This window comes from Aestuariibius sp. HNIBRBA575 (assembly GCF_040932005.1).
Taxonomy (GTDB): Bacteria; Pseudomonadota; Alphaproteobacteria; order Rhodobacterales; family Rhodobacteraceae; genus CANLNM01.
Window position 1 is genome coordinate 888,633 of record NZ_CP162414.1, and the last position, 23,825, is coordinate 912,457.

16 protein-coding genes are annotated in these 23,825 nt (G+C 57.4%); 10 read left to right on the top strand and 6 right to left on the bottom strand.

What is annotated here, in order from left to right; genetic code table 11:
• Position 1: 1 nt before the first annotated feature.
• The 6 genes from AB1F12_RS04570 (at position 2) to AB1F12_RS04595 (ending at position 8,692) form a co-directional block, all read left to right on the top strand.
• A complete protein-coding gene (locus tag AB1F12_RS04570) occupies positions 2-2,029 on the top strand; it encodes an acetate--CoA ligase family protein (protein WP_368186914.1) in 2,028 nt (675 codons plus the stop codon).
• Positions 2,026-2,811 (top strand): carnitinyl-CoA dehydratase, encoded by a 786-nt coding sequence (locus AB1F12_RS04575; RefSeq protein ID WP_368186915.1) that lies wholly within the window; start codon positions 2,026-2,028, stop codon positions 2,809-2,811. Before AB1F12_RS04570 ends, AB1F12_RS04575 begins: the two co-directional genes overlap by 4 nt.
• Positions 2,812-3,283: 472 nt before the next feature.
• A complete protein-coding gene (locus AB1F12_RS04580) occupies positions 3,284-4,921 on the top strand; it encodes a peptide ABC transporter substrate-binding protein (protein WP_368186917.1) in 1,638 nt (545 codons plus the stop codon).
• A 68-nt stretch (positions 4,922-4,989) separates the two neighbouring features.
• The gene (gene oppB, locus AB1F12_RS04585) at positions 4,990-5,913 is read left to right on the top strand and encodes an oligopeptide ABC transporter permease OppB (RefSeq protein WP_368186919.1); all 924 of its coding nucleotides are present in this window, start codon (positions 4,990-4,992) and stop codon (positions 5,911-5,913) included.
• A 12-nt stretch (positions 5,914-5,925) separates the two neighbouring features.
• Entirely contained in the window at positions 5,926-6,846 is a 921-nt protein-coding gene (locus AB1F12_RS04590; RefSeq protein ID WP_368186921.1) for an ABC transporter permease subunit, read from the top strand.
• Between the two features lies 1 nt (position 6,847).
• Positions 6,848-8,692 (top strand): dipeptide ABC transporter ATP-binding protein, encoded by a 1,845-nt coding sequence (locus AB1F12_RS04595; RefSeq protein WP_368186922.1) that lies wholly within the window; start codon positions 6,848-6,850, stop codon positions 8,690-8,692.
• A gap of 130 nt (positions 8,693-8,822) precedes the next feature.
• Here the strand turns inward: AB1F12_RS04595 and AB1F12_RS04600 are convergent, their stop codons facing one another.
• The 4 genes from AB1F12_RS04600 to truA form a co-directional block, all read right to left on the bottom strand.
• Complete coding sequence (locus AB1F12_RS04600) at positions 8,823-9,158, bottom strand: hypothetical protein (RefSeq protein WP_368185114.1); 336 nt, start codon at positions 9,156-9,158, stop codon at positions 8,823-8,825.
• A 364-nt stretch (positions 9,159-9,522) separates the two neighbouring features.
• A complete protein-coding gene (locus tag AB1F12_RS04605) occupies positions 9,523-13,251 on the bottom strand; it encodes a translocation/assembly module TamB domain-containing protein (protein ID WP_368186924.1) in 3,729 nt (1,242 codons plus the stop codon).
• A gap of 62 nt (positions 13,252-13,313) precedes the next feature.
• The gene (locus AB1F12_RS04610) at positions 13,314-15,065 is read right to left on the bottom strand and encodes an autotransporter assembly complex family protein (protein ID WP_368186925.1); all 1,752 of its coding nucleotides are present in this window, start codon (positions 15,063-15,065) and stop codon (positions 13,314-13,316) included.
• 122 nt (positions 15,066-15,187) lie between these two features.
• Complete coding sequence (truA, locus tag AB1F12_RS04615) at positions 15,188-15,967, bottom strand: tRNA pseudouridine(38-40) synthase TruA (RefSeq protein WP_368186927.1); 780 nt, start codon at positions 15,965-15,967, stop codon at positions 15,188-15,190.
• 110 nt (positions 15,968-16,077) lie between these two features.
• Here truA and AB1F12_RS04620 point away from each other — a divergent pair, with 110 nt between their 5' ends.
• Both AB1F12_RS04620 and AB1F12_RS04625 read left to right on the top strand, forming a co-directional pair.
• Complete coding sequence (locus tag AB1F12_RS04620; RefSeq protein ID WP_368186928.1) at positions 16,078-17,490, top strand: YcjX family protein; 1,413 nt, start codon at positions 16,078-16,080, stop codon at positions 17,488-17,490.
• A gap of 52 nt (positions 17,491-17,542) precedes the next feature.
• A complete protein-coding gene (locus AB1F12_RS04625; protein ID WP_368186929.1) occupies positions 17,543-18,556 on the top strand; it encodes a YcjF family protein in 1,014 nt (337 codons plus the stop codon).
• A gap of 6 nt (positions 18,557-18,562) precedes the next feature.
• Here AB1F12_RS04625 and AB1F12_RS04630 read toward each other — a convergent pair whose 3' ends face one another.
• Positions 18,563-18,964, bottom strand: coding sequence for a group III truncated hemoglobin (locus AB1F12_RS04630; RefSeq protein ID WP_368186931.1), 402 nt, complete (start codon positions 18,962-18,964; stop codon positions 18,563-18,565).
• Positions 18,965-18,967: 3 nt separating this feature from the next.
• Complete coding sequence (locus AB1F12_RS04635) at positions 18,968-20,188, bottom strand: FAD-dependent oxidoreductase (RefSeq protein WP_368186932.1); 1,221 nt, start codon at positions 20,186-20,188, stop codon at positions 18,968-18,970.
• Positions 20,189-20,362: 174 nt separating this feature from the next.
• Between AB1F12_RS04635 and ileS the strand changes: the two genes are divergently transcribed.
• Together ileS and AB1F12_RS04645 are read left to right on the top strand one after the other, a co-directional pair.
• Complete coding sequence (ileS, locus tag AB1F12_RS04640; RefSeq protein WP_368186933.1) at positions 20,363-23,290, top strand: isoleucine--tRNA ligase; 2,928 nt, start codon at positions 20,363-20,365, stop codon at positions 23,288-23,290.
• An 82-nt stretch (positions 23,291-23,372) separates the two neighbouring features.
• Positions 23,373-23,825, top strand: coding sequence for a hypothetical protein (locus AB1F12_RS04645; protein WP_368186934.1), 453 nt, complete (start codon positions 23,373-23,375; stop codon positions 23,823-23,825).

Consider the following 23,825-nt stretch of genomic DNA (forward strand, 5'->3'; position numbering starts at 1 on the left):
GATGCCATTGGCAGCGGGATCGGCCCAACACACAAAACGGGATTTGACGCCGTTGTTGCGCCCCAAATCCATTGCGGTTCTGGGATCGGTCTGGGCGGCCAATGTGATTGAGCAATGTGACCGGATCGGATTTGGCGGCGACATCTGGCCGGTGCATCCTACACACGATCACATCGGGGCCCGCGCATGTTTTCGCAGCGTGCATGATTTGCCAATGCCGCCGGATGTGACTTTCGTCGGGGTGAACCGCAGCGCCAGCGTGGATGTGGTGCGGGACCTGTCCGCAATGGGCGCGGGTGGGGCGATTTGTTTTGCCAGCGGCTGGGCCGAAGCTGGCGCGGCGGATTTGCAGGCCGAATTGGTCAGCGCGGCGGGGGATATGCCCGTTTTGGGACCCAATTGTTACGGCGTGCTGAACCTGCTGGACCGGGCTGTGATCTGGCCCGATCAACACGGCGCATTGCCCTGTGATCGGGGCGTGGCGATCCTATCCCAAAGCTCTAATATCGCGATCAACCTGACCATGCAGGCGCGTGGATTGCCGATCGCCTATGTGGCTTGCTTGGGCAATGCTGCACAGGTTGGCATGGCCGAATTGGCCCATGCGATGCTGGCTGATGACCGCGTCACCGCGCTGGGGCTTTATGCAGAAGGGTTCGACGATGCGCAGGCCATGGCGCAGCTGGCCCAACAGGCCCGCAGAGATGGCAAAGGCATTGTGGTGCTCAAGGCCGGTAAAACAGCAGCCGGGGCGGCGGCGGCCGTGTCCCATACTGCGGCGCTGGTGGGGGGCGGGGCCGCATCATCGGCGTTTTTGGCGCAATCGGGCATGGGCGAAGTGCGCGATTTGGCGACTTTGATTGAAACGCTCAAAATCCTGCATGTGCATGGGCCATTGCCGGGGCGGCGGTTGTGTTCCCTGTCCTGTTCGGGGGGCGAGGCGGGGTTGGTTTCTGATCTGGCCGCCGCCTATGAATTGGAATTTCCGCCTTTGTCTGTGGATCAGACCCAAAAACTGGGCGACATTTTAGGGCCGCTGGTGACCCTGTCGAACCCGCTGGATTATCACACCTTTATCTGGGGGGATCTGGATAAAACCGCGGCTGTTTTTGCCCAGACATTGCGCCCATTTGATGCGGGTCTGTTTGTGGTTGATCCCCCGCGCACGGATCGCTGTGATCCGGCATCATTTAAACCGGCATTGGACGCGATCCAAATGGCGGCCACTGAAACCGGAAAACCTGCCTTTCCGGTGGCAACCTTGCCAGAAAATTACGACGAAACCTGGATTGGGGGCCAAATCGCCCAAGGGGTGGTGCCCCTATGTGGGCTGGACACGGCCTTGGCCGCGATTGAGGCCGCAAGCCTGCCCGCACCGCCTGCGTGGCACCCATGGCGGGCCCAACCCGCGCGCGATTGCCTGATGCTGGACGAGGCCGCTGGCAAACAGGTTTTGGCGCAGGCCGGGATCGCGGTGCCAAACGGCGTGGTCGCGCCCGATTTGAATGCCTTGGCCCCATTGGCCAAAACCCTAAAACCGCCTTTGGCTCTAAAGGGGCTGGGCTTTGCCCATAAATCAGACGCTGGTGCGGTGCGGTTGAACGTCACCGATGTGACCGCCCAAGCCGAGATGCAAGGCGCGACCGGCTATCTGGCCGAAGAAATGGTCACAGGCGCCGTTGCCGAATTGATCATCGCCGTGCAGCGTGACGCGGTGTATGGCGCGACGCTGACGCTGGGATTTGGCGGGGTGCAGGCGGAATTATTGGCTGATGTGGTGACATTGGTGTTGCCAATTACCCCCTCCGACATTCGCACTGCATTGAACAGGTTGAAACTGGCGCCGCTGCTGCACGGATATCGCGGCAAACCCGCGGCGGATATCGACGCAGTGGTCGATGTGGCGCTGTTATTGCAGGATCTATTGCATAAATCACCCGACATCGAAGACATTGAAATTAATCCGCTATTGGCCTGTGATTCCGGCGCTGTGGCGGTGGACGCGCTCATCCGAAAGGACAAAATATGACTGAGACACCAATCAAAACCCGCCGCGACGGGGGCATCCTAGAAGTCACGCTAGACCGGCCCAAAGCCAATGCCATTGATTTGGCGACCAGTCGGATCATGGGGCAGGTGTTTCGCGATTTTCGTGACGATGATAGCCTGCGCGTGGCCATTTTGCGTGCCGAAGGTGATAAGTTTTTCTGCCCCGGTTGGGATTTAAAGGCCGCTGCCGACGGCGACGCTGTGGATGGTGATTATGGGGTCGGGGGCTTTGGCGGGTTGCAGGAATTGCCGGGGTTGAACAAACCGGTGATTGCGGCGGTGAACGGTATCTGCTGTGGCGGTGGGCTGGAACTGGCGCTGAGCTGTGATTTGATTGTCGCGTCCCATAATGCCAGCTTTGCCCTGCCGGAAATCCGGTCAGGCACGGTGGCCGATGCCGCATCCTGCAAGCTGCCCAAACGCATCCCCTATCACGTGGCGATGGATCTGTTGCTGACAGGGCGGTGGTTTGACCCGGCTGAGGCGCTGCAATGGGGATTGCTGCGACAGGTGACCAGTCCTGAAACATTGCTGGACTCCGTTTGGGATTTGGCGCGCCTGTTGGATTCTGGTCCTCCGTTGGTGATGGCGGCCATCAAAGAAGTGGTGCGCGAGGCTGAGGATATGAAGTTTCAGGACGCGATGAACAAAATCACCAAGAGCCAGTTCAAAACCGTTGAGACCCTATATGGGTCCGAGGATCAGTTGGAAGGCGCGCGTGCCTTTGCCGAAAAACGCGACCCGGTCTGGAAAGGAAAGTAAACGCACAGGCGTCCAATGCGATAATCGTTGAAAGTGAGTCGTTTTCCCAGATCGTCATATCGAAGGGCGCGTCGTCAAATTGCCTGTTATTTTTTGAATATTTGGTCAAATTGTCGCGACGGCCAGATGAGTTACCAAATGACTCAAGAAAAGTCGGTTTTTTTTGCAACTAAACGCATGGTTTAGTGTAACGCGCTGTAAAAACGTACATTTCCGGCATGTGAATTCAGAAATTATATGGTGATGAAATTTCACAAAGTTAGAACATTTGTGACACAAAGCAGAAACGTTTTGTGAAGTTGCAAAGAAATGACCCATTTCGCGCAGTTTTTGACACACGTCAAAACGCCATGTCTCGTGGCGTCGTACTTGCCATTTCGGGCACTTCGCCAAAGGATCACACCATTATGACGTGCATTTTATCCGCATGTCTAAGTTCAAGATCCTAAATGGACTGACAAGGGAGCTACACATGACAATCAAAACAACACTCAAGGCGACAACCGCTGCGGCACTGATCGGGATGGGCGGATTGGCCTTTGCTGACGGTCACGCGACCCATCCGGTCACCGGCGAAACATTGGCCGCAGAACAGACTTTTGTATACCGGGTTCTGGACGAACATAGTTCCGTCGATCCCGGCATCGTAGAAGACGTGTCTGGCGCCGAAATCGTGCGCGACCTGTTTGAAGGCCTGATGAACCAAGACGCCGACGGCAATCTGATCCCGGGCGTTGCAACCGGTTTTGACGTTTCCGACGACAAAATGACCTACACATTCCACCTGCGCCCAGAGGCGAAGTGGTCCAACGGTGAAACCGTCACCGCCAGCGATTTTGAATTCGCATGGAAACGCGCCGCGACCCCAGAAACCGCATCCCCCTATGCGTGGTATGTTGAACTGATGTCGCTGGAAAACGCATCCCAAATCATCGCGGGCGAAGCCGAACCTGACAGCCTGGGTGTGACAGCGATTGACGACCAAACGTTAGAAGTCCGCCTGTCCACGCCACTGCCGTATTTCCCGCAGATGACCACACACACCACCACATTCCCCGTGCCGCAGGCTGTTTTGGCTGAGTATGGCGATGAATGGACCAACCCTGAAAACATCGTGTCCAACGGCGCGTATGTTTTGAAGGAACATATCCCACAGGAACGGTCCGTGCGCGTGCGCAATGACATGTACTGGAACAACGACGCCACCATCATCAACGAAGTCACAGCCCTGATCATCAATGATGAAAACCAAGCGCTGACCCGTTTCTTGGCTGGCGAACTGGACCGCACAGAAGTGCCCGCCGGTCAGTTCCCACGTCTAAGCGAAGAGCACCCAGAAGAGGCCGTGAGCTTCCCACGTTTGTGTAACTATTATTACACATTCAACCTGCGTGAAGATGGCCCAGAAGCGTTCAAAGACGTGCGTGTCCGTCAGGCGCTGGCCTTGGCTGTGAACCGCGATGTGATCGTTGAAAACGTGCTGGCCGGTGGTCAGACTGCGGCGTATTCCTTTACGCCCGCTGCGACCGCTGGGTTTGCAACACCAGAGGTCGAAATGGCGGCAATGTCCCAAGCGGAACGTGATGCACGTGCGCAGGAATTGCTGGCCGAAGCAGGCTATGGCGAAGACAACCCACTGGCCTTTGAGATGGTTTATAACACCTCAGAAGCCCACCGTTCGGTGGCTGTGGCCATGTCCCAGATGTGGAAACAAACACTGGGCGTCGAGGCAACCCTGGCCAACCAAGAATGGCAAACCTTCCTCGAAGCCCGCGGCAATGGCGATTTCGAACTGGCCCGTGGCGCATGGTGTGGCGACTATAACGAAGCGTCCACATTCCTGGATCTGCTACAGTCCGATTCAGGCTATAACGACGCCAAATACGCCAACGCTATGGTGGATGATCTGATGCAGGGCGCACGCACTGCGGATAATCCCCAAGAAAACTACACCAAAGTAGAAGAGATCATCGCAGCAGAAATGCCCGTGATCCCTGTCTATCACTACGCTGGCGTTTACATGCTGGATGACAGCGTTGTCGGCTCTTGGCCGGTGAACAATGTGGAACAGAATTGGTATTCCCGCGATCTGTACAAAGTCGCTGAATAAGACCTTCTGAAACAGACCCCCGCGTGCCATTTGGGACGCGGGGGTCGCACATTGTGCGGATTAAACAAATGATCAGCTATATCCTTCGACGGCTTGCCATTGCCGTCCCGACGATCCTGATTTTGATCGTCTTTTCGTTCATTCTGATGTATACGGCCCCCGGTGGTCCGTTTAACTCTGAACGTCCTTTACCCCCCGAAGTCATGGCCAATATCGAAGCCAAATTTGGTTTGGATCAGCCCGTCTGGAAACAAATGCTGGATTATATCTGGCGGATTGTGACCCAGTTCGATTTCGGACCTTCGTTTCAATATACCGACAGAACCGTCAATGACGTGATCGCCCAAGGGTTCCCTGTGACCCTGACCTATGGGGCCTGGTCCGCATTTGCCGCGTTTGTTGTGGGCGTGACGCTGGGCACCTTTGCCGCGATCCGGCAGAACACTTGGATCGACTATTTCGCCGTGGGCACATCCATCGGCGCACAGGCGCTGCCAAACTTTGTGATGGCGCCGATTTTGGTGATCATTTTCACCCTATGGCTGGGCTGGTTGCCCGGTGGCGGCTGGAATGGCGGCCAATGGAACCATGTGATCATGCCGGTGATCGCGCTATCGACGTCCTATATGGCGTCGATCACGCGGATCATGCGGTCTTCGATGCTCGAAGTGATGAATTCCAACTTCATCCGCACCGCCCAAGCCAAGGGCCTGCCGATGCGCACCGTAATCCTGCGCCATGCGTTTAAACCCGCCTTGCTGCCGGTGATTTCCTATCTGGGGCCGGCCATGGTGGGGATGGTGACCGGGTCCGTTGTGGTCGACATCATTTTCTCTACCGGTGGGATGGGGCAGTTTTTCGTGAACTCAGCCTTTAACCGGGACTATGCCGTGATCATGGGCATCACCATTCTGGTGGGTGTTTTGACGGTCGCGTTCAACCTGTTGGTCGATATCCTCTATGCGTGGATCGACCCGAAAATCCGCTACTAAGGGGGCTGGGACATGCTTGCTAATCGTTCAACAGCCGCCAAACTGGCCGAGGCACCGTTGCCCGTCCAAGGGCGGTCCCTGTGGCAGGATGCGCGCGGGCGTTTCCTGCGCAACAAAGCGGCGATGATCAGTCTGATCATTCTGGTCGCGATCATGGTCTTTGCCTTTTTCGGGCAAATGCTGGCGCAATTTGAACCGGACCATGTGGATTTCAGCCTGATGGGCGCCAATGCCTATCGCGGCGTGCCATCCATTGAAACCGGCCACTTTTTCGGGGTGGATAATGACGGGCGCGATTTATTTGCGCGCACGGTGATGGGCACCCGGATTTCGTTGCTGGTTGGCATCGTCGGCGCGTTGGTCGCGGTGGTGTTTGGCACGCTTTATGGGGCCACGGCTGGCTTTGTGGGCGGGCGCACGGATAACTGGATGATGCGCATCGTCGATGTGCTGATGTCGATCCCGTTTATGTTTGTGCTGATCCTGATGCTGGTGATCTTTGGCCGGTCTATGCTGATGCTGTTTATCGGCATCGGGATGATTTCGTGGCTGGATATGGCGCGGATTGCGCGGGGGCAGACCCTGACCATCAAAAACAAGGAATTTGTCGAAGCCGCCCATGCGATGGGGGCGTCGCGCGCGATGATTATCCTGCGTCACATCGTGCCAAATCTGGCTGGGATTGTGATCGTTTATGCGTCGCTTTTGGTGCCGCAAATGATCATCTTTGAAAGCTTCATTTCCTATCTGGGGCTGGGCATTCAGGAACCGGCCACATCGCTGGGCGCGTTGCTGCAAGGGGGCGTGGCACAGATCCACAATAAGACCCCGTGGATGCTGGCCTTTCCGCTGGGCTCTTTCCTTGTGACGTTGTTTGCGTTGTTCTTTGTGGGCGATGGCCTGCGGGACGCGCTTGATCCAAAGGACCGCTGATATGCATGATCCAATCCTATCGGTGCGCAATCTGAACGTAGAATTTGCCACCCCCGATTCCGTGGTCCACGCGGTCAAAAACATCAGCTTTGATGTGCATCCGGGCGAATGTCTGGGCATCGTTGGCGAAAGTGGATCGGGCAAATCCCAATCCGCGCTGGCCGCGATGCGCCTGTTGGCGGGCAATGGCATGGCCACAGGGGAAATCCTGTTTGACGGCGCAGATATGCTGGACATGTCGAAAACGGACCTCTCACGGGTCCGCGGTGCCAAAATGTCGATGATTTTTCAGGATCCGCTGACGTCGCTGACCCCGCAGCTGACCGTGGGCCAGCAAATGCGCGAGGTTCTGCAGCTGCACAAAGGCCTGTCAGGCCGTGCCGCAGATCAGTTCTGTATTGAATGGCTGGAAAAGGTGCGCATCCCCGAAGCCGCGCGCCGTCTGCGTCAATATCCGCATGAATTGTCCGGCGGAATGCGCCAGCGCGTGATGATCGCGATGGCGATGCTCTGTGGTCCGCGGCTGTTATTTGCGGATGAACCCACCACGGCACTGGATGTGACGGTTCAGGCGCAAGTGCTTGAATTAATGGACGAGTTAAAGCACGAAACCAATACCGGCATTGCGTTGATCACCCATGATATGGGGGTTGTGGCGCGCATGTGTGACCGCATCATCGTGATGCGTCATGGTGAAGTGGTCGAAACCGGCACGGTGGATGACATTTTCTACAATCCGCAGCATGACTACACCAAAATGCTGCTGGAATCTGTCCCGCGTATTGATCAGCCCGACCGTCGTGGACGGCCTGCGATTGGTCCCGCCCAAGCGGACGACGTCGACCCGATCCTGACAGTGCAAGACATGAACATCCATTTCCCGATTAAAATGTCGGGCGGGCTGTTTGGGCGCACCAAAATGCTGCGCGCGGTTGATGGCGTGTCCTTTGATCTGCGTCCCGGGGAAACGCTGGGCGTTGTGGGGGAATCCGGTTGTGGCAAATCCACTTTGGCGCGCGGGGTGTTGAACCTGATCCCACCGACCGATGGCACCGTGGCGTGGCTGGGCCGCGACATTTCCAAGGCCGATCGCCAGCAAATGCGCGCCCTGCGTGATGAGCTGCAAATCGTGTTTCAGGATCCACTGGCCAGCCTTGATCCACGCATGACCATCGGGTCGTCGATTGCCGAACCTTTGTCGATCCATCGCAGTGATCTGAACCGCAAACAACGCGAAGAAATGGTGCGGGACATGATGCCCAAAGTGGGGCTGGATGTGGCGCTGATCAATCGCTATCCGCATGAATTGTCGGGCGGTCAGAACCAGCGTGTCGGCATTGCGCGGGCGATGATTTTGGGGCCGAAACTGGTGATCTGTGACGAAGCCGTGTCGGCATTGGACGTGTCTGTGCAGGCGCAAGTGGTTGATTTGCTGATTGAGCTGCAAAAATCCATGGGCCTGACGATGATTTTCATCAGTCACGACCTGTCGGTGGTGCGCGAAGTCAGTCACCGGGTCATGGTGCTGTATCTGGGGCGGGTGGTCGAATTTGCCACGCGGCACGACATCTATGAGGATGCGCGCCACCCCTATACCAAAGCGCTGATCGCGGCGGTGCCCAATGCGGATCCAAAACTGGAACGGGCCCGCGAACGCATCCGCCTAGAGGGGGACCTGCCCAGCCCGCTGGACAGTCGCGCCCCGTTGCGGTTCCTGAAATCCAAGCTGATCGATGATCCGGATGCACAACAATATCGCCCGCAATTGGTCGAAGTGACGCCCAGCCATTTTGTGGCTGAACATGACGCGGATTTGGGCAGTGCCGGGTTGATGGCCAACACCTAAGGTCAGAACTGACAACAAAAGGGCGCGCAGATAAATCTGTGCGCCCTTTTTTATGGAGTCAAAATGACCGGGTTAAAACGCAAAAGGGCCGCCCGTTTGGGCGACCCTTTCGTGAGTGGTGGCGTAGCGCTTAGTTTGCGCGGACGTCGACCTGTTGTGTTGCCAGAACTTGGCCGCCGGATTTCAGCACGGCCAGAACGTCGCCGAAGGGCTCAGAGTTCAGGTTGATGCGTGTGTCGCGGTTTGCGCCGGCGTGGACGCTCTCTACGGCCAGCAATTTGCCCTGCTCGCCCAAGCGGTAATCGTAGACTTCGATCACGCCGTCAGCGGCGGAGTTCACAACGCCCAGTTCCAAAATCGAACCAGAGTTTTGTGCGGCGTCAAAAGAGAAGTTGCTGTCAGCGGAAGCAGCAGAAGCGGCAGCTACAGAAGCAGTCAGGGCGGCGATAAGTGCGAATTTAGTCATTATATTTCCTTTGTGTGTCTGTGTGTTAGGCGATTTGCCTGATTGTGTGCGGCGGGAGGAACCGCGTTTCGATGATTAGGATTTGGGGCATGTTTGGCGGGATTAAAAGGGGGGGGCTGATCACAGAAATGGGATGGATTTTTCTTTGAAACAAAGCTTGAAATCCGCGCAAACCGACCCGGGGGTCGGGGTTCTGTGGGGGCGCGCACGGAATTGGTGCGCAGATGCGCGAATGGCGTTCTGAACCGACCGGTTTAGTTGTAACATTTGGATGAAATTTTTTTGCTAGAAAAAATGTGATCAGGGTTTTGGCGGCTTTTGTTGCTGGTTTTCACGCAAAAGGGAGCAAGAGAAGGGGGATTTTTTAATAATCCCGCTCATAAAAGATACCCAAGGCCGTTTCCCCATCAGATGTGGTGCGTCCGCGCACGGTCACATCATCGGTCACATCGAGGTTCAGCTCGATTTCTGTGGTGCCGGAGCTGTCGATCGTCACATTTGTATAGACGTTTTCGCTGACATAGGCGCCGGCGCGCACGGCGGCGTTGCCCTGGTCGTCAGCGGTGATGTCCAGATCGTCCAAACCAACGCTTTCGCGGAACTGATTTATGACGCCACCATTGCCGCGCCCGGCAAGTGTCGAAATCGCAGAGGCCAATTGCACGGCTTGCAGGGCTGAAATTTCGGTCAGGTTGCGACCAAACAGCAGATGCGCCAACACTTCGTCTTGTGGCAATTCCGGCGAAGAGGTGAACGTGATGCTGGGACTGTCGGCCGGTCCTTCGAGGGTGATCTGCACCTCGATCCCGTCCTCGGTTTCGGTCACGGCGGTCAATGTCAGAAACGGGGAAAAGTCACCTTCGATCCGGGCGGCGCCTTTGGTGAGGTCAAACCGCTGCTGCAAAATATCAATGCGACCACGGATCAGGGAAAATTCCCCCAACGGGACCATATTATGGGTGGTGCCAGTTAAACGCAGCGTGCCGCCTAGTTCTGCATCCAGACCACGCCCGCGCACAAAAATCCGGGACGGGGCATTGATCGACAGGTCCAGATCATAGGGCCGTGCGGTGGTCGGGGCGCTGCGTACTGGGCGCAGGCTTAGTCCGGCGCGTGCGAGGGTTTGTTGGACATCCGGCGCTGCGCCCAAATGGGTGATGTCGGGCAATTCCCCCAAAATCGAAATGCTGGAGGACGGGATTTGCAATTCGGTGCGGCCCAAATTCATGTCGCCAATGATGGACGCCCCACCGGCCAACGGCCCCTGTGCGGTGATCCGGCCATCCAGACGCGTATCATAAAGGGTTGGATCGCGCAGAACCAAACCGTCGATTTGCGCGTCTAAATCTGCCACAAACGGAACCGCAAGCCCCACCGATCCGGACACTTCAACCGCGCCGCCTTTGGTGTCGTCCCCGGTGATCGCTAGGGTGGCTTGCCCCGCGCGCAGGGTCACCACGCCGTTGATCTGGCGCAAAGCGCGCCCAATCGTCGGAAGCGAAAGCCCGGTATCATCAATCCGCACATCCCCTGAGACGGCGTTGATCCCGGCGGGGCCCTGTAGACGCAAATCAAGGCGGGCCGTGCCATCAATCCGGCGCGGTTCGATATAGCCGTTGATCAGCCCCAGCGGCACATTGCCCGTCAGGCCCAAATCCAAAAGCCCGCTGGCGGTTACATCCCCGGCAACATTCATGCCCGCGGATCCGGGGCCGCTGGATTGCGCGGCGATCTGCCATACACCATCGCGGCGCAATGTGGCGGTGCCTTGGGCGGTGACTGCGCCGTTCAATCCGGGGGCAAACAGGCCAATATCGCGCAGCCGCGCCTGAAACTGGCTGTTGCCGGTCACGCCATCGGTGGAAAACGCGCCAGACGCGGTCAGATTGGGAAATGTGGCGCGCAGGTTTGTGACAGTCAGGTTGGTTTGATCCGTGATGTCGATCTCGGCTGACAGGGCGCCAATGCCGCGCAGCACTTGGTCAATTTGGGCGTCGCCCATGCCGATATCGGTGGTTTGACCTTCCAGTGTGATTTGCGCAGATCGTTCAGTCGGCTGGGCGGTGATTTGCGCCGTCACGGATGCGCCGCCGTTCAACGTTTGCCCAATAACGGCCCCATAGGGGCGCAGATTGTCGATCCGACCGGAAATTTGGCCCTTGGTTTCATAGGCGTCCGCCCGCGGGGCCATGCTGGCAGTGATGGTCAGATCGGTGCCCGGTGCGGTCAGGGACAGGTCGGCCTTGGCAGATCCATCCTGAATTTGGGTCACATCCCCGTTCAGTCGGGCAGGGCCGGATAGTCCGGGGATGACAGGGGCCAGATCGCTGAGGGCTGCATCGATATGGGCCTCTATACTATCTGGCTGTAAATCAACCGACCCGTTCAGCGACAACATGCCGTTGCGCAAGGTCAGCCCGTCAATCTGGGTGCCGGTCTGGTCGCGCACCACATGCATCGCCGCGCGGCTGGGCCCACGTAAAAGCGGATCAAGCCGGGGCTGGCCGAGGCCCAGATCATCCGTGTTGGCCGTGATCAACAGATCAAAGGATCGCGCAAGAGGGGTCAGCGTGCCGGACAATGTCACATCGCCCGCACCGGTCAGATCCATCCCCGCAAGGCCGGAAAACCGGTCAAAATTGCGCGCCGAGGCCAGAACATTTGTGTTCACCTGCCCATCATGGATGCTGGCATCGGCCAAAATTTCGACGCCCGCGCCCAATAACAGGATTTGCGGCACTTGCAGCGGTGCGTTTTCGGTCCAGTTCAGGTCCATCAAGCCGCTGATCCGATCGCCGAGGGCCTGCTGCAAGGCGGGATCGGCCAAGGTCAGGCCATCAGCCCCAAACGACAGGCCCGCCGTCACCGCCCCGATTTGGGCTCCATCGCCATTTTCCAAAACACCATTGGCGGACAAAGTCAGGGACTGAATTTGCATGTCAGGACGATCAAGGTGCCGAACATCACTGACCAGCGACCATTGCTGGCCCGCCTCAGCATCAAAGCTGAGCGATATGTCCGCGGCTGCAACCTGTGTGACATCGCCCGGAATAGGAAGGGTCACGACCCCCGCTGGGTCCGATATCTGACCGGTAAGTTGCAAATGTTTTGGCCAGCCTTCGGGGCTGATTTCAGCCTGACCGGACAGAGTGATGGCGCGTGCACGCAGGTCCAAATCCGTTAGTTTCAGGGTCCCATCCGCCTGACGCTGGGTCTGGGCGCGCAAAGACGTGTCAGGGCCAAAAAACGCCTGATATTGCGGGGCAAACAGCGCGGTAACATCGCCACCAATATCGACATTCAAACGGCGATCCTGTGTGGCCGCATCCTGAAGGATGTTAAGCTGGCCGGTCACGCGATCCTGTCCATCCGTGGCCAGACGCAATGACGCGACAAAATCGTCCAGCGTTCCTGCGCCGTCCAAATCCAAATCAATCGATGGTTCGCCGGGCAGTCCAATCACTTTGGATACCAGACCACCCGCAGCTTCGGTCAATTGCATCGCGAGCTGCAATTGCCCCGTTGCATTGGAATATTGCCCGGAAATGTCAAACTGATCGGCGCGTTCATCAATTCGACGCGCCTGAAACGCTGTTGTGCCTGCTCCGTTTTCCAGATTTGCATTGCCGCTGAGTTGCAGGTGCATTTCCTGACCCAATAGGGCTGCGTCCAGTTGGATATCTTGGATGTTCAACGCATCCAGTTTGATGGCAATGGGCAGGTCGGGCAGGGAAAAGGGCGTGGCGGTGGCCGTGGGCAACGCGATCGGGGCATTGGGGTCGGGCACCGGCGCGCGTAAGATATGGATGTGGTCCGCACGCAATGATGTGACATCCAAAACGCCATTAAACAAAGCCGCGCGATCCCAATCCAGTGACAGGTTCTGCGCGATCAGCCACGCGCCATCCACATCCGAAATGGTCAGTTTGTCGATCTCGGCGGTGGATGAAAGCGCGCCGCGAAACCCGTCAATTTGCACGTCTCGCCCGGCATCTGACAGGTTGTCTTGTAACAGTTCAACCAGCCAGCCTTTGTCAGGTTGGTCTGTGTCACCCAGGTTCTGCGCCGCCGCCCCGATGGGGGCCACCAACATCAACGCGCAGATGGGGCCAATTGTGCAAAAGCTAATTGCGCAAGAAAAAGACACCCGGCGCATCAAAAGGCCTGCCCGATACCGATGTAAAACTGAACGCCACCGCTGTTGTCGCCAGAAACAGGGGCCGCGACATCCAGCCGAATAGGCCCGATCCCGGTTTCATACCGCACGCCCAATCCAGCCCCAGAATGCCAATCCCCGTTGGTAAAATCGAACGCATCTGCCCCGATAAACCCCGTATCATAAAACCCCACAACCCCGATGCTGTCGGTCACGTCTATGCGGGCTTCGGTCTGGAACCCAAGAAAGGATCGCCCGCCAATCAGATCCGCGCCATCCGCCACGCCTAAGGATTGATAGGGTTGGCCACGCACCGTGCCCCCCCCGCCTGAGAAAAACAGATAATCCGCAGGTGCCCGATCCGCGGTCACGGCAAACACGCTGCCGATTTGGCTGCGAAAGGCCAAAACAGCGCGGTCATTGCCAACCGTGCGATAAAGCCGCCCATCCCCATAAAGCCGTCCACCTTTGTCATTGGCATCAATGCGCGAAAAGGGTGTCAGTTCGACACGGGCATACCAGCCGTCACTGGGATTTAGCGCATTGTCACGCCGATCCGCTTGTGCCGAAACAGGAAAGGTCAGATATTGATAGGTGCGAACCCCCAGATCGTCGGACACATCCGCCGTCAGATAGCCCACCCCAACATTGTAGCTAAGCCAGTCATGGATGGTTTTGGTCAGGCCGACTTCTGCGCTGAATTGATCCAGCGCATAGCCCGGATCATCAATGCGTTGGGCCAGCAATTCAGCGTATAAATCCGTATCGGGATTAAGCGTGGCAGGGCGGCCATAGGTCAGGCCCAATTCGTAATCGATCCCGCCGGTTGTGCCACCGATGCCGGTGACTTCGCCATTAGCGCGCAGTCGTTCCGCCCCGCCCAACAGGTTGCGATGTAGCCAGAAACTGGACAGGGTCAGCCCCTCTACGGTGGAATATTCGACGCCAAAGCCCAACCGGCGTTGGGGCATTTCAACCACTTGCAATTCATAAGGCAGCTGATCGCCGTTGACGATTGTATCGCCTTCGATCAGCGCCACGGATTGAAATGCACCGGTGCGCCGCAATCGGGACGCGGCGCGCTCTGCCTCTTGGGGGTCAAAAATGCCGGATGGCAGCCCCGCGATTTCATCAATTCTGTCGGTGCGAACGGCGGTGTTGCCAGTGATCGTTAGGGGGCCAAACCGCAACTGAGGACCGGGATCGATGTTGATCGCCACATCCAGACGATGATCCGGGTGATGGGCAAGTATCCGTTGATCAGATCGCTGTGCCAGTGCGTGACCCTGGCTGCGCCAAGCGGTGATGCCCTGATCAACCGCATTGCTGATTTCGCCGGTTTTTGCGGGCTGGCCGGGCGCAAAGGTTTCGGGGGGAACCGCATTTTCTGGCAGGGGGCCCAGATCGGTCTGTCCAAACACAAACGCCGCGCCGGGATCGACGATGATCTGTACCTGCGTGATCTGACGGGGCGCATCCAACGGCGCAAGCGTGCCTGCCTCGCGCCCATCAATCAATATCGATACGGTTCCGCTGTAATAACCTTGGGAATATAGCCCGGTCAGAATCCGCCGGTAATCCACCCGTGCAGCCGCGACATAATCAGCCGCACTGGCATCCGCATCATTGCGCAATTGCAGCGTCAGGGACGCATCCCGCACCACGGATCGCAATTCTGGATCATCCAGCACCAGCGTGACGTCCTGCGCCGCCGCCATCTGCGCGCAAAACAGGGCTGTCCCTGACAACATTGACCTGAATAACCGCACGTTTCACCCCGACTTTGACCCATTTGGGTCTGTTGCGGTTTTTATATCCGATTGCCGCGCCAGTAGGAACGGGGCGGCGACGGGATCACGCGGATTTTAGCCCATTATGCGCCAGATCGTGAAAACGGATCATCCGGATAGGTCACATGCGCCAGATAAAGCCCCTGTGGCGGACAAACCGGCCCGCAGGCTGCGCGGGTTTTTGCCGCAAGTGCGGTGCGCACATCATCCGGCGTCCATGACCCGGCTCCGACCCGTTCCAATGTCCCCACAAAGCTGCGCACTTGGTTGTGCAGAAACGACCGGGCGCGCACATGGAACCGGTATTCGATGCCATTTGCATGGTTGATCTGTTCGATACGCAGCTCTTCTAGGGTTTTTATCGGGCTTTGCGCCTGACAGATCGTGGATCGAAACGTGGTGAAATCATGCTGTCCGATCAGATGGGTCGCACCCGTTTGCATCGCGTCAACGTCCAGCTCATGATTGATGCGCCAATATTGCCCATCATCGAATGTCAGCGGGGCGCGGCGGCTCATGAGACGGAACAAATAGCGCCGTTCCTGAGCCGAAAAACGGGCATGCCATTCATCGTCAACCCGGGCGCATTCCACAATCGCGACGGGGGCCGGTTTTAGGTGATAATTCAGGGCTTCGGACAGGCGAAACGGATCCCATTCGCGATCCAAATCACAATGCGCCACCTGACCTGTGGCATGGACCCCGGCATCGGTGCGACCGGCCGCTGCGATATTGTGGTCACGCGGTTCCAGTTTCGCTAGGGCCGTCTCAATCGCGCCTTGAACTGTGGGCAGATCAATTTGACGTTGCCAGCCTGAAAACGGGCGGCCGTCATATTCAATTTTTAGGGCATATCTGGGCATAAGTGTCGCCTTAGGGGGAACACCGGACGAAATCAATCCCTACACATTATGCGTGGGGCGGCTTATTTTAGGCCTAGCCATGAATGTGGCGCTTTGAAAAGGGGCAGAGATTGGTTTTCACAGAGATAGCAGATGGCATCGCCCGATCAATCGAGGCCGTGAGCGACACCGTAACCGCCCCCTTTTCAGAGCCGGTCATCCGTTTAGGGGTGACAGGATTGTCGCGGGCCGGAAAAACGGTGTTTATCACGTCACTGGTGGCCAACCTGATGGATCGTGGCCGTATGCCACAGCTGATCGGCGCCGCAAATGGCGCGATCCGAACTGCATATTTACAACCTCAACCCGATGATACCCTGCCCAGATTCACCTACGAAGATCACATTTCGAACCTTACCCAATCCCAGCCGCAATGGCCCACCGGAACCAAACGGGTCAGCGAACTCAGACTGTCATTGCGGGTGCAGCCCACGGGGCTGTTGTCGGGTCTGCAAGGGCCGCGCAACGTGCATTTGGACATTGTCGACTATCCGGGCGAATGGTTGCTGGATTTAGGATTGTTGGAAAAATCCTATGCGCAATGGTCCACAGAGGTTCTGACGCGGATTGCTGATCGCCACGAAGCTGAGGCATTTAACGCCGCTTTGACCCAAACAGACACCGCTAAAAAGCTGGATGAACCTGTGGCTCAGCATTTGGCGCAACAATTCACATCTTATCTTAACGTCGCGCGAAATAACGGATATTCCGATTGCGGGCCGGGGCGGTTTTTGTTGCCGGGGGATTTGGCTGGGTCACCGGTTTTGACTTTTGCCCCCTTACCGGAATTGCCAAAGGCCGCGCGCGGGACCCTATATCGTGAATTTGAACGCAGGTTCGAAAGTTACAAACGCAATGTGGTAAAGCCGTTTTTCAGGGACCACTTTTCGCGCATTGATCGCCAGATCGTTTTGGTGGACGTGTTGGGCGCCATTCATGCTGGACCGCGCGCGGTTGATGATTTGCGCCAAGCCATGGCAGATATCCTTGCTGCCTTTCGTCCGGGGCGAAATGCGTTTCTGACGCGTTTGTTTCAGGGGCGGCGCATTGATCGCATTCTGTTTGCCGCCACCAAAGCGGATCATCTGCATCACGCCCAGCATCCACAATTGACTGCGATCACTCAGGCTTTGTTGCGCGAAGCCAAAGATCGCGCTGATTTCGCCGGGGCAAAAACCGCCGCCATGTCGATTGCAGCATTGCGGACCACAACCGAGGATCGCATCGACCACAACGGCACGCTGTTGAACGTGGTGCGCGGCCGGTTGCAAAATGGCAAACAGGCTGCGTTTTATCCCGGCGCATTGCCGGATGATCCGGGGCATTTATTGGCCTCTGCGCGATCAGGTGCACAGAAATGGCTGGATGCGGATTACCAGATCATGAATTTTGCCCCCGCGCCGCTGACGCTAAAGCCCGGCGATGGGCCGCCCCATATTCGGCTGGACAAAGCGGCGCAATTTTTGATCGGTGACAAATTATGACACGCCGCTGCGCAGCAAAAATGCCTGATTTTACAGTCGATTGGACCCGGTCATGACCTCGCAAAATGACAACCGCCCCCAAGGGCCCGTTTTGATCGATTTGGACGCGGACACGCCCCAATCTGACCCATCATTGGCCCCCCCGGTTCCAGATATCACCACCGGGCCCGACAAGAGCGCAATGCAGCAGGTGGCCGCGCTGGCGGCGCGCAAACCTTCGCGATTGATGCGGTGGTTTTGGTCACTGCTGCTGGCCATAATCGGCTTTGCGGCGTCGGTGGCTGCGTGGGATTTCGTGAATGGTTTGTTGATGCGATCCCCAGTTCTGGGCGGGATCGCCTCCGCATTGGTTGGCGCATTTTGTGTTGTTTTATTGGTGCTTAGCCTGGGTGAAATGGCTGCCTTTGGTCGATTGCGGCGGGTTGATCGTATCCACAAATCCGCCGAATTGGCGCTGGCTGACGCGGATCTGGGCGCTGCACGACAGGTCGTTTCACAGCTCACATCGCTTTATGCGGGCCGCGATGATACGCGGTGGGGGCGCGATCGCCTAAAGGAACGCCAAGGCGAAATTCTGGACGCAGATGGGCTGTTGGGATTGGCGGAAACGGATTTGCTGGGGCCGCTGGATCAACGCGCCATGCGCGAAGTTGAAGCCGCCGCGCGCCAGGTCGCCACGGTCACCGCGATTGTACCGCTGGCGCTGGCCGATTTGTTCACCGCGCTCACTGCGAATTTACGCATGATCCGCCGCATCGCCGAAATCTATGGCGGACGTTCCGGCGGGCTGAGCTCTTGGCGATTGACCCGCACGGTTTTGACCCATTTGGTCGCCACTGGGGCCGTTGCGATTGGCGACGACCTGATCAATTCAGTGGCCGGTGGGGGCGCTTTGTCGAAAATTTCGCGTCGTTTTGGCGAAGGCGTGATCAACGGGGCGCTGACCGCACGGGTTGGCGTGGCCGCAATCGAGGTCTGCCGCCCATTGCCGTTCAATACAACGCCCAAACCGTCCGTGACCGCGCTGGTGCGGCGTGCGTTGACGGGGTTATTTGGGCGTTCCTAAGGGTTGCTAGCGAAAAATCGGAACCTCGCCGGGGCGGGTGACATCAGACACCCCCGCGCGCAATGATCGCCCAATGCGATGCGCCAGCTCAGACCAGCCCGCCGCGGCGTCTGGCGACAATTCCGTCTGCAAAACATGGTCAAACAGCGCCAGCCATGTGCTGAACATGCCGGGTTGCACATTGCCCGCCGCCTTATGCACGGCCATGGGATTGCCGTCGTAAACCCGTTCATGCAGGATCGCATTGCACCAGAACCGCACGATTTTGGCTTCGTGACTTGGCCAATCTGTGATGTGGACGGAAAATACAGGCCCCAATCCCGGATGCTGGCGGACTTTTTCATAAAAGCTGGCCACAACCCGCGCGATATCGGGTTCGGTCACGTCAAATCGGGGGGGGATGGCCATGGTTTAATCCTTGCTCGGGGGGGTTAGCGACGCCAATGGCGGCAACATGGTCCCTGCCACCAAAGATGTCAAAATCCGTGGCGTCGGTGGGATCATCGAAACCGGAAACAGAATGCGGTCGCGAAATTTCGGCAACAAACGGCTATCTGATTGATATTGCGGCGTGAACGCGGCTGACATGGTTTGATAGATCCGCACATGCCACCGCCGCGCACGTGCATAAATCGGCAGGGCCTGCGACACGATGTCAGCGCTGCGACCTGCGGTTTCACAAGCCTTGACCAGTGCCAGCGCCAGCGCATGGGCATCCAGCAACGCCATATTGGCCCCTTGGCCCAGCTGCGGACTGGCCCGATGCGCGGCATCCCCGATATGGACAATCCCATCCCCAAAGGGACGTCGCAATGTGCCATGGGTATAGCGCGCCATCAGCATCTGATCCGCATCGGTGATTTGATCCAGAAACGGGGCAAAGTCGGGCCAAAGGGCGCGGGCTTCGTCCTTCCACGCCGTTAAACCGGCCTGCTGCCAATCGCCATAGGCATCGCGGGGCATGGACCAGAAGATCGCCGCCTTAAACCTGCCGTCGCCGTGTTCTGTATTCTGGGGCATTTTGCCGATGGGCAATGCGCCGATCATGCGGTCGGCGCGGCGATATTTCTGGCTCAGTTGATCCTTGGGTAAAATAGTATCGGGCCAATCCACGGTGCCCCAGATCGCCCCATAGGGCAGGGGGCGGGATTGAAGTGGCGACAAAGGCGACCCAGCGCCGGCCGCATCCACGACCAAATCAAACGGCCCGTATTGTGCGTCCCGCGATTGGAGGAAACCATCCGAAAACCCGGTGATTTCTGCGGATGTGATCAGGGGGATGTTGCGGGTTTGCACACCACCCAGCAACGCCTGAAACAGCGCCGCGCGGTGGATCGCCAGCCCTTTGCGGCCCGTGTAATGTACGTTCAGAACCGGGCGGCCGTGATCGGCTTCGTCGCCAAACATCCGGTGGATATTGTTGCCCATTGCGCGCGCCGCATCGCCCACACCAATCGCATCCAATACATCGCGCCCCACGGGCTGAATAACCAGCCCCGACCCAACCGGGCGCGGTGCGTCAAACTGATCGAACACCGTCACGTCAAATCCACGATCCGCCAAAAGCGATGCTGCGGCCAAACCGCCAATACCTGCGCCCACGACGGCGATCTGTAATTGTGCGTTACTCATACCTTTACCCCAGTAAATCGGATGCCTATAAGCGCGTCATGGCATATCTCGGTGTGATCATCATTCGAATTATGACCCCGGCGCTCTGATTTATGAGACGCCGGGCAAAGGTGTTGAGACATCGCACCGACCTGACCCCTTTTTGAGATATCTAATCCAGAGGACGCCAACCACATGTGCGCCGACCAAACGACCCCCGAAAACACTGCTCCTGATTATAAGTCCACGCTGAACCTGCCGAAAACGGATTTTCCGATGCGCGCAGGCCTGCCCAAACGTGAACCCAACTGGCTGGATCGCTGGGCGCGCATTGGCGTCTATGATCGCCTGAGGGAAAAACAGGGGCGCGACCCGTTCACGCTGCATGATGGACCGCCCTATGCCAACGGGCATTTGCATATCGGTCACGCGTTGAACAAAACCATCAAAGACATGATCGTGCGGTCCCATCAGATGATGGGATTTGATGCGCGCTATGTGCCGGGTTGGGATTGTCACGGCCTGCCGATCGAATGGAAAATCGAAGAGCAATACCGCAAAAAAGGCAAAGACAAAGATGCCGTTGACGTTGTGGAATTCCGTCAGGAATGCCGCGCCTTTGCCGATGGCTGGGTCAAAATCCAGCGCGAAGAATTCAAACGTCTGGGCATCACCGGCAATTGGGCTGATCCCTATCTGACGATGAATTTCCACGCCGAACGGGTGATCGCCGAGGAATTCATGAAGTTCCTGATGAACGGCACGCTGTATCAAGGGTCCAAACCCGTGATGTGGTCCCCGGTTGAAAAAACCGCGCTGGCCGAGGCTGAGGTGGAATATCACGACAAAGAAAGCTTCACCATCTGGGTGAAGTTTAAGGTCACCAATGCGGGCCATGACCTGAATGGGGCCCAGGTTGTGATCTGGACGACCACGCCTTGGACGATCCCATCCAACCAAGCCGTCGTTTACGGCGAAAACATCGCCTATGGCCTATACGAAGTCACCGGCACCCCGGATGAAAGCTGGGTCGCGGTGGGGGACAAATACCTGCTGGCCGACAATCTGGCCGCGGATGTCATGACCCGCGCGCGTCTGGCCGATGATCAATGGACCCGAGTGCGGGATGTGCCTGCGGATGAACTGGCGGGTTTGGCGCTGTCACACCCACTTGCTGGTGTTGAGGGGGGCAATGGCGAATGGGATGGTACACGCGATTTCCGCGCCGCCGATTTTGTCACCGACACCGAAGGCACGGGCTTTGTGCATTGCGCGCCGTCCCACGGGATGGAAGAGTTTGAACTCTACCGTGATCTGGGCATGTTGGAACAGGTTATCACCTATAACGTCATGGATGATGGGGGCTTTCGCGCTGATCTGCCGTTCTTTGGCGGGACGTATATCCTTGATCGCAAAGGCAAAGAAGGCAACGCAAACAAAACCATCATCGACAAACTGGTCGAAGTGGGCGGTCTGTTGGCCCGTGGTAAGATCAAGCATTCCTATCCGCATTCTTGGCGGTCCAAAGCGCCGATCATCTATCGCAACACGCCGCAATGGTTTGCCGCTGTGGATCGTGACATCAATGATGGTCAGGACGACATGGGCACAACCATCCGGGATCGTGCGCTGAATTCCATCGACCAGCAGGTCAAATGGTGGCCGCAGACCGGGCGGAACCGTCTGCATTCCATGATCGAAGCGCGTCCCGATTGGGTTCTGTCGCGTCAACGTGCTTGGGGTGTGCCGCTGACCTGTTTCACCCGCAAAGGCTTGCTGCCAACCGACGAAGGGTTCTTGCTGCGCAATGAGGCGGTCAATGCCCGCGTCGCCGAAGCGTTCGAAGTGGAAGGTGCGGATTGTTGGTACGCTGAGGGCGCCAAAGAGCGGTTCTTGGGCGATGACGTGAACCCGGACGATTACGATCAGGTGTTTGACGTGTTGGACGTGTGGTTTGATAGTGGATCAACCCATGCCTTTGTGCTGCGCGACCGCGAAGACGGCACCAAAGACGGCATCGCTGACGTCTATATGGAAGGCACCGATCAACACCGGGGCTGGTTCCATTCATCGCTGTTGCAGGCCTGTGGCACATTGGGCCGCGCGCCGTATCGCAACGTGGTCACACATGGGTTTACGCTGGATGAGAAGGGCAATAAAATGTCCAAATCATTGGGCAACACCATCGTGCCTGAAACCATCGTCAAACAATATGGCGCTGATATCTTGCGCCTGTGGGTGGCCCAAACGGATTACATGGCCGATCAGCGCATCGGGCCAGAAATCCTGAAAGGTGTGGCCGACAGCTATCGCCGGCTGCGCAACACAATGCGGTTTATCCTTGGCTCGCTGAATGATTTCACCGAGGCAGATCGCGTTGAACCTGCGGATATGCCCGAACTGGAACGGCTGGTGCTGCACCGGTTGGCGGAATTGGACGAACAGGTGCGCAAAGGTTACCAAGAGTTTGATTTCACAAGCGTTTGGCAGGCTGTGTTCAACTTTGCCACTGTCGATCTGTCGGCGTTCTACTTTGATATCCGCAAGGATGCGCTGTATTGCGATGGCGATACAATCGAACGTCGCGCAGCGCGCACGGTGCTGGATATCCTGTATCAACGCCTGACCAAATGGCTGGCGCCGATCCTTGTTTTCACCATGGAAGAAATCTGGCTAGAGCGGAACGAAGGCGACGAAACGTCGATCCACCTAGAGGATTTCCCGGACACGCCAAGCGCATGGCAAGACGCCGATCTAGCCGCCAAATGGGCCGGTATCCGTCAGGTCCGTCGGGTGGTCACAGCCGCGTTGGAAATCCAGCGCCGCGACAAGGTGATCGGAGCGTCACTTGAGGCGGCACCGGTTGTGCATGTGGAAAACGCCGACGTGTTGGCTGCTTTGAAATCGGTTGATTTCGACGATGTGTGCATCACATCCGCGGTGCAATTGTCCGGCGATCCAAGCCCGGCCGAAGCGTTCCGTTTGCCCGAAATCGAAGGGGTCGGCGTGGTGTTTGAAAAGGCAGAAGGCGGCAAATGCCAACGCTGCTGGAAAGTGCTGCCAGATGTGGGCAGCCACGCCCATGACGGCACCTGCGGACGCTGTAGTACCGCGCTTGGCTAACGCCATTTGATTGATCTGTGTCAGGGCGGGCCTGACGGGTTTTGCGGTTAACTCATCCTTGAACAGAGGAAGGAGTTTTCCCATGCCCCATGCTAAAAAATCCGCCCTGCGCGACGCCATGCTGGCGCTTGAATCCGCCGAACTGGAATCCGCGCGCGAGCATTACGAAACCTATCTGGCCGAAAGCCATCTGGATGATCGGTCATCCATTGATCGCGATGAAATGAGCCAAGCGCGCATCAACGCCGATCTGGCCCATTCGTTCGATGCGCCCATCCACACCCACGAAGCCAAAATCGTAGCGCTTCAATCGCTTGATTTTACACCGAAATCCGAAGTGGAGCCCGGCGCGGTTGTTAGCTTTGGCGGGCGCAATTTTGTGGTGTCTGTGTCCACGCGCAAATTTGACTGCAACGGCGAAACCTATATGGGCATTTCCGTGGACACCCCGATTTATCGCCAGATATCGGGCTTGCAAGAAGGCGATGAGTTTGAGCAGAATGGTGTGAAATTCATCCTCGAAAAAGTGTATTGA

Bases quoted from the DNA above. Each gene is read 5' to 3' on its own strand.
- AB1F12_RS04570 (WP_368186914.1), top strand. From the start codon at position 2: ATGCCATTGGCAGCGGGATCGGCCCAACACACAAAACGGGATTTGACG.
- AB1F12_RS04575 (WP_368186915.1), top strand. From the start codon at position 2,026: ATGACTGAGACACCAATCAAAACCCGCCGCGACGGGGGCATCCTAGAA.
- AB1F12_RS04580 (WP_368186917.1), top strand. From the start codon at position 3,284: ATGACAATCAAAACAACACTCAAGGCGACAACCGCTGCGGCACTGATC.
- oppB (WP_368186919.1), top strand. From the start codon at position 4,990: ATGATCAGCTATATCCTTCGACGGCTTGCCATTGCCGTCCCGACGATC.
- AB1F12_RS04590 (WP_368186921.1), top strand. From the start codon at position 5,926: ATGCTTGCTAATCGTTCAACAGCCGCCAAACTGGCCGAGGCACCGTTG.
- AB1F12_RS04595 (WP_368186922.1), top strand. From the start codon at position 6,848: ATGCATGATCCAATCCTATCGGTGCGCAATCTGAACGTAGAATTTGCC.
- AB1F12_RS04600 (WP_368185114.1), bottom strand. From the start codon at position 9,158: ATGACTAAATTCGCACTTATCGCCGCCCTGACTGCTTCTGTAGCTGCC.
- AB1F12_RS04605 (WP_368186924.1), bottom strand. From the start codon at position 13,251: ATGTTGGTGGCCCCCATCGGGGCGGCGGCGCAGAACCTGGGTGACACA.
- AB1F12_RS04610 (WP_368186925.1), bottom strand. From the start codon at position 15,065: ATGTTGTCAGGGACAGCCCTGTTTTGCGCGCAGATGGCGGCGGCGCAG.
- truA (WP_368186927.1), bottom strand. From the start codon at position 15,967: ATGCCCAGATATGCCCTAAAAATTGAATATGACGGCCGCCCGTTTTCA.
- AB1F12_RS04625 (WP_368186929.1), top strand. From the start codon at position 17,543: ATGACCTCGCAAAATGACAACCGCCCCCAAGGGCCCGTTTTGATCGAT.
- AB1F12_RS04630 (WP_368186931.1), bottom strand. From the start codon at position 18,964: ATGGCCATCCCCCCCCGATTTGACGTGACCGAACCCGATATCGCGCGG.
- AB1F12_RS04635 (WP_368186932.1), bottom strand. From the start codon at position 20,188: ATGAGTAACGCACAATTACAGATCGCCGTCGTGGGCGCAGGTATTGGC.
- ileS (WP_368186933.1), top strand. From the start codon at position 20,363: ATGTGCGCCGACCAAACGACCCCCGAAAACACTGCTCCTGATTATAAG.
- AB1F12_RS04645 (WP_368186934.1), top strand. From the start codon at position 23,373: ATGCCCCATGCTAAAAAATCCGCCCTGCGCGACGCCATGCTGGCGCTT.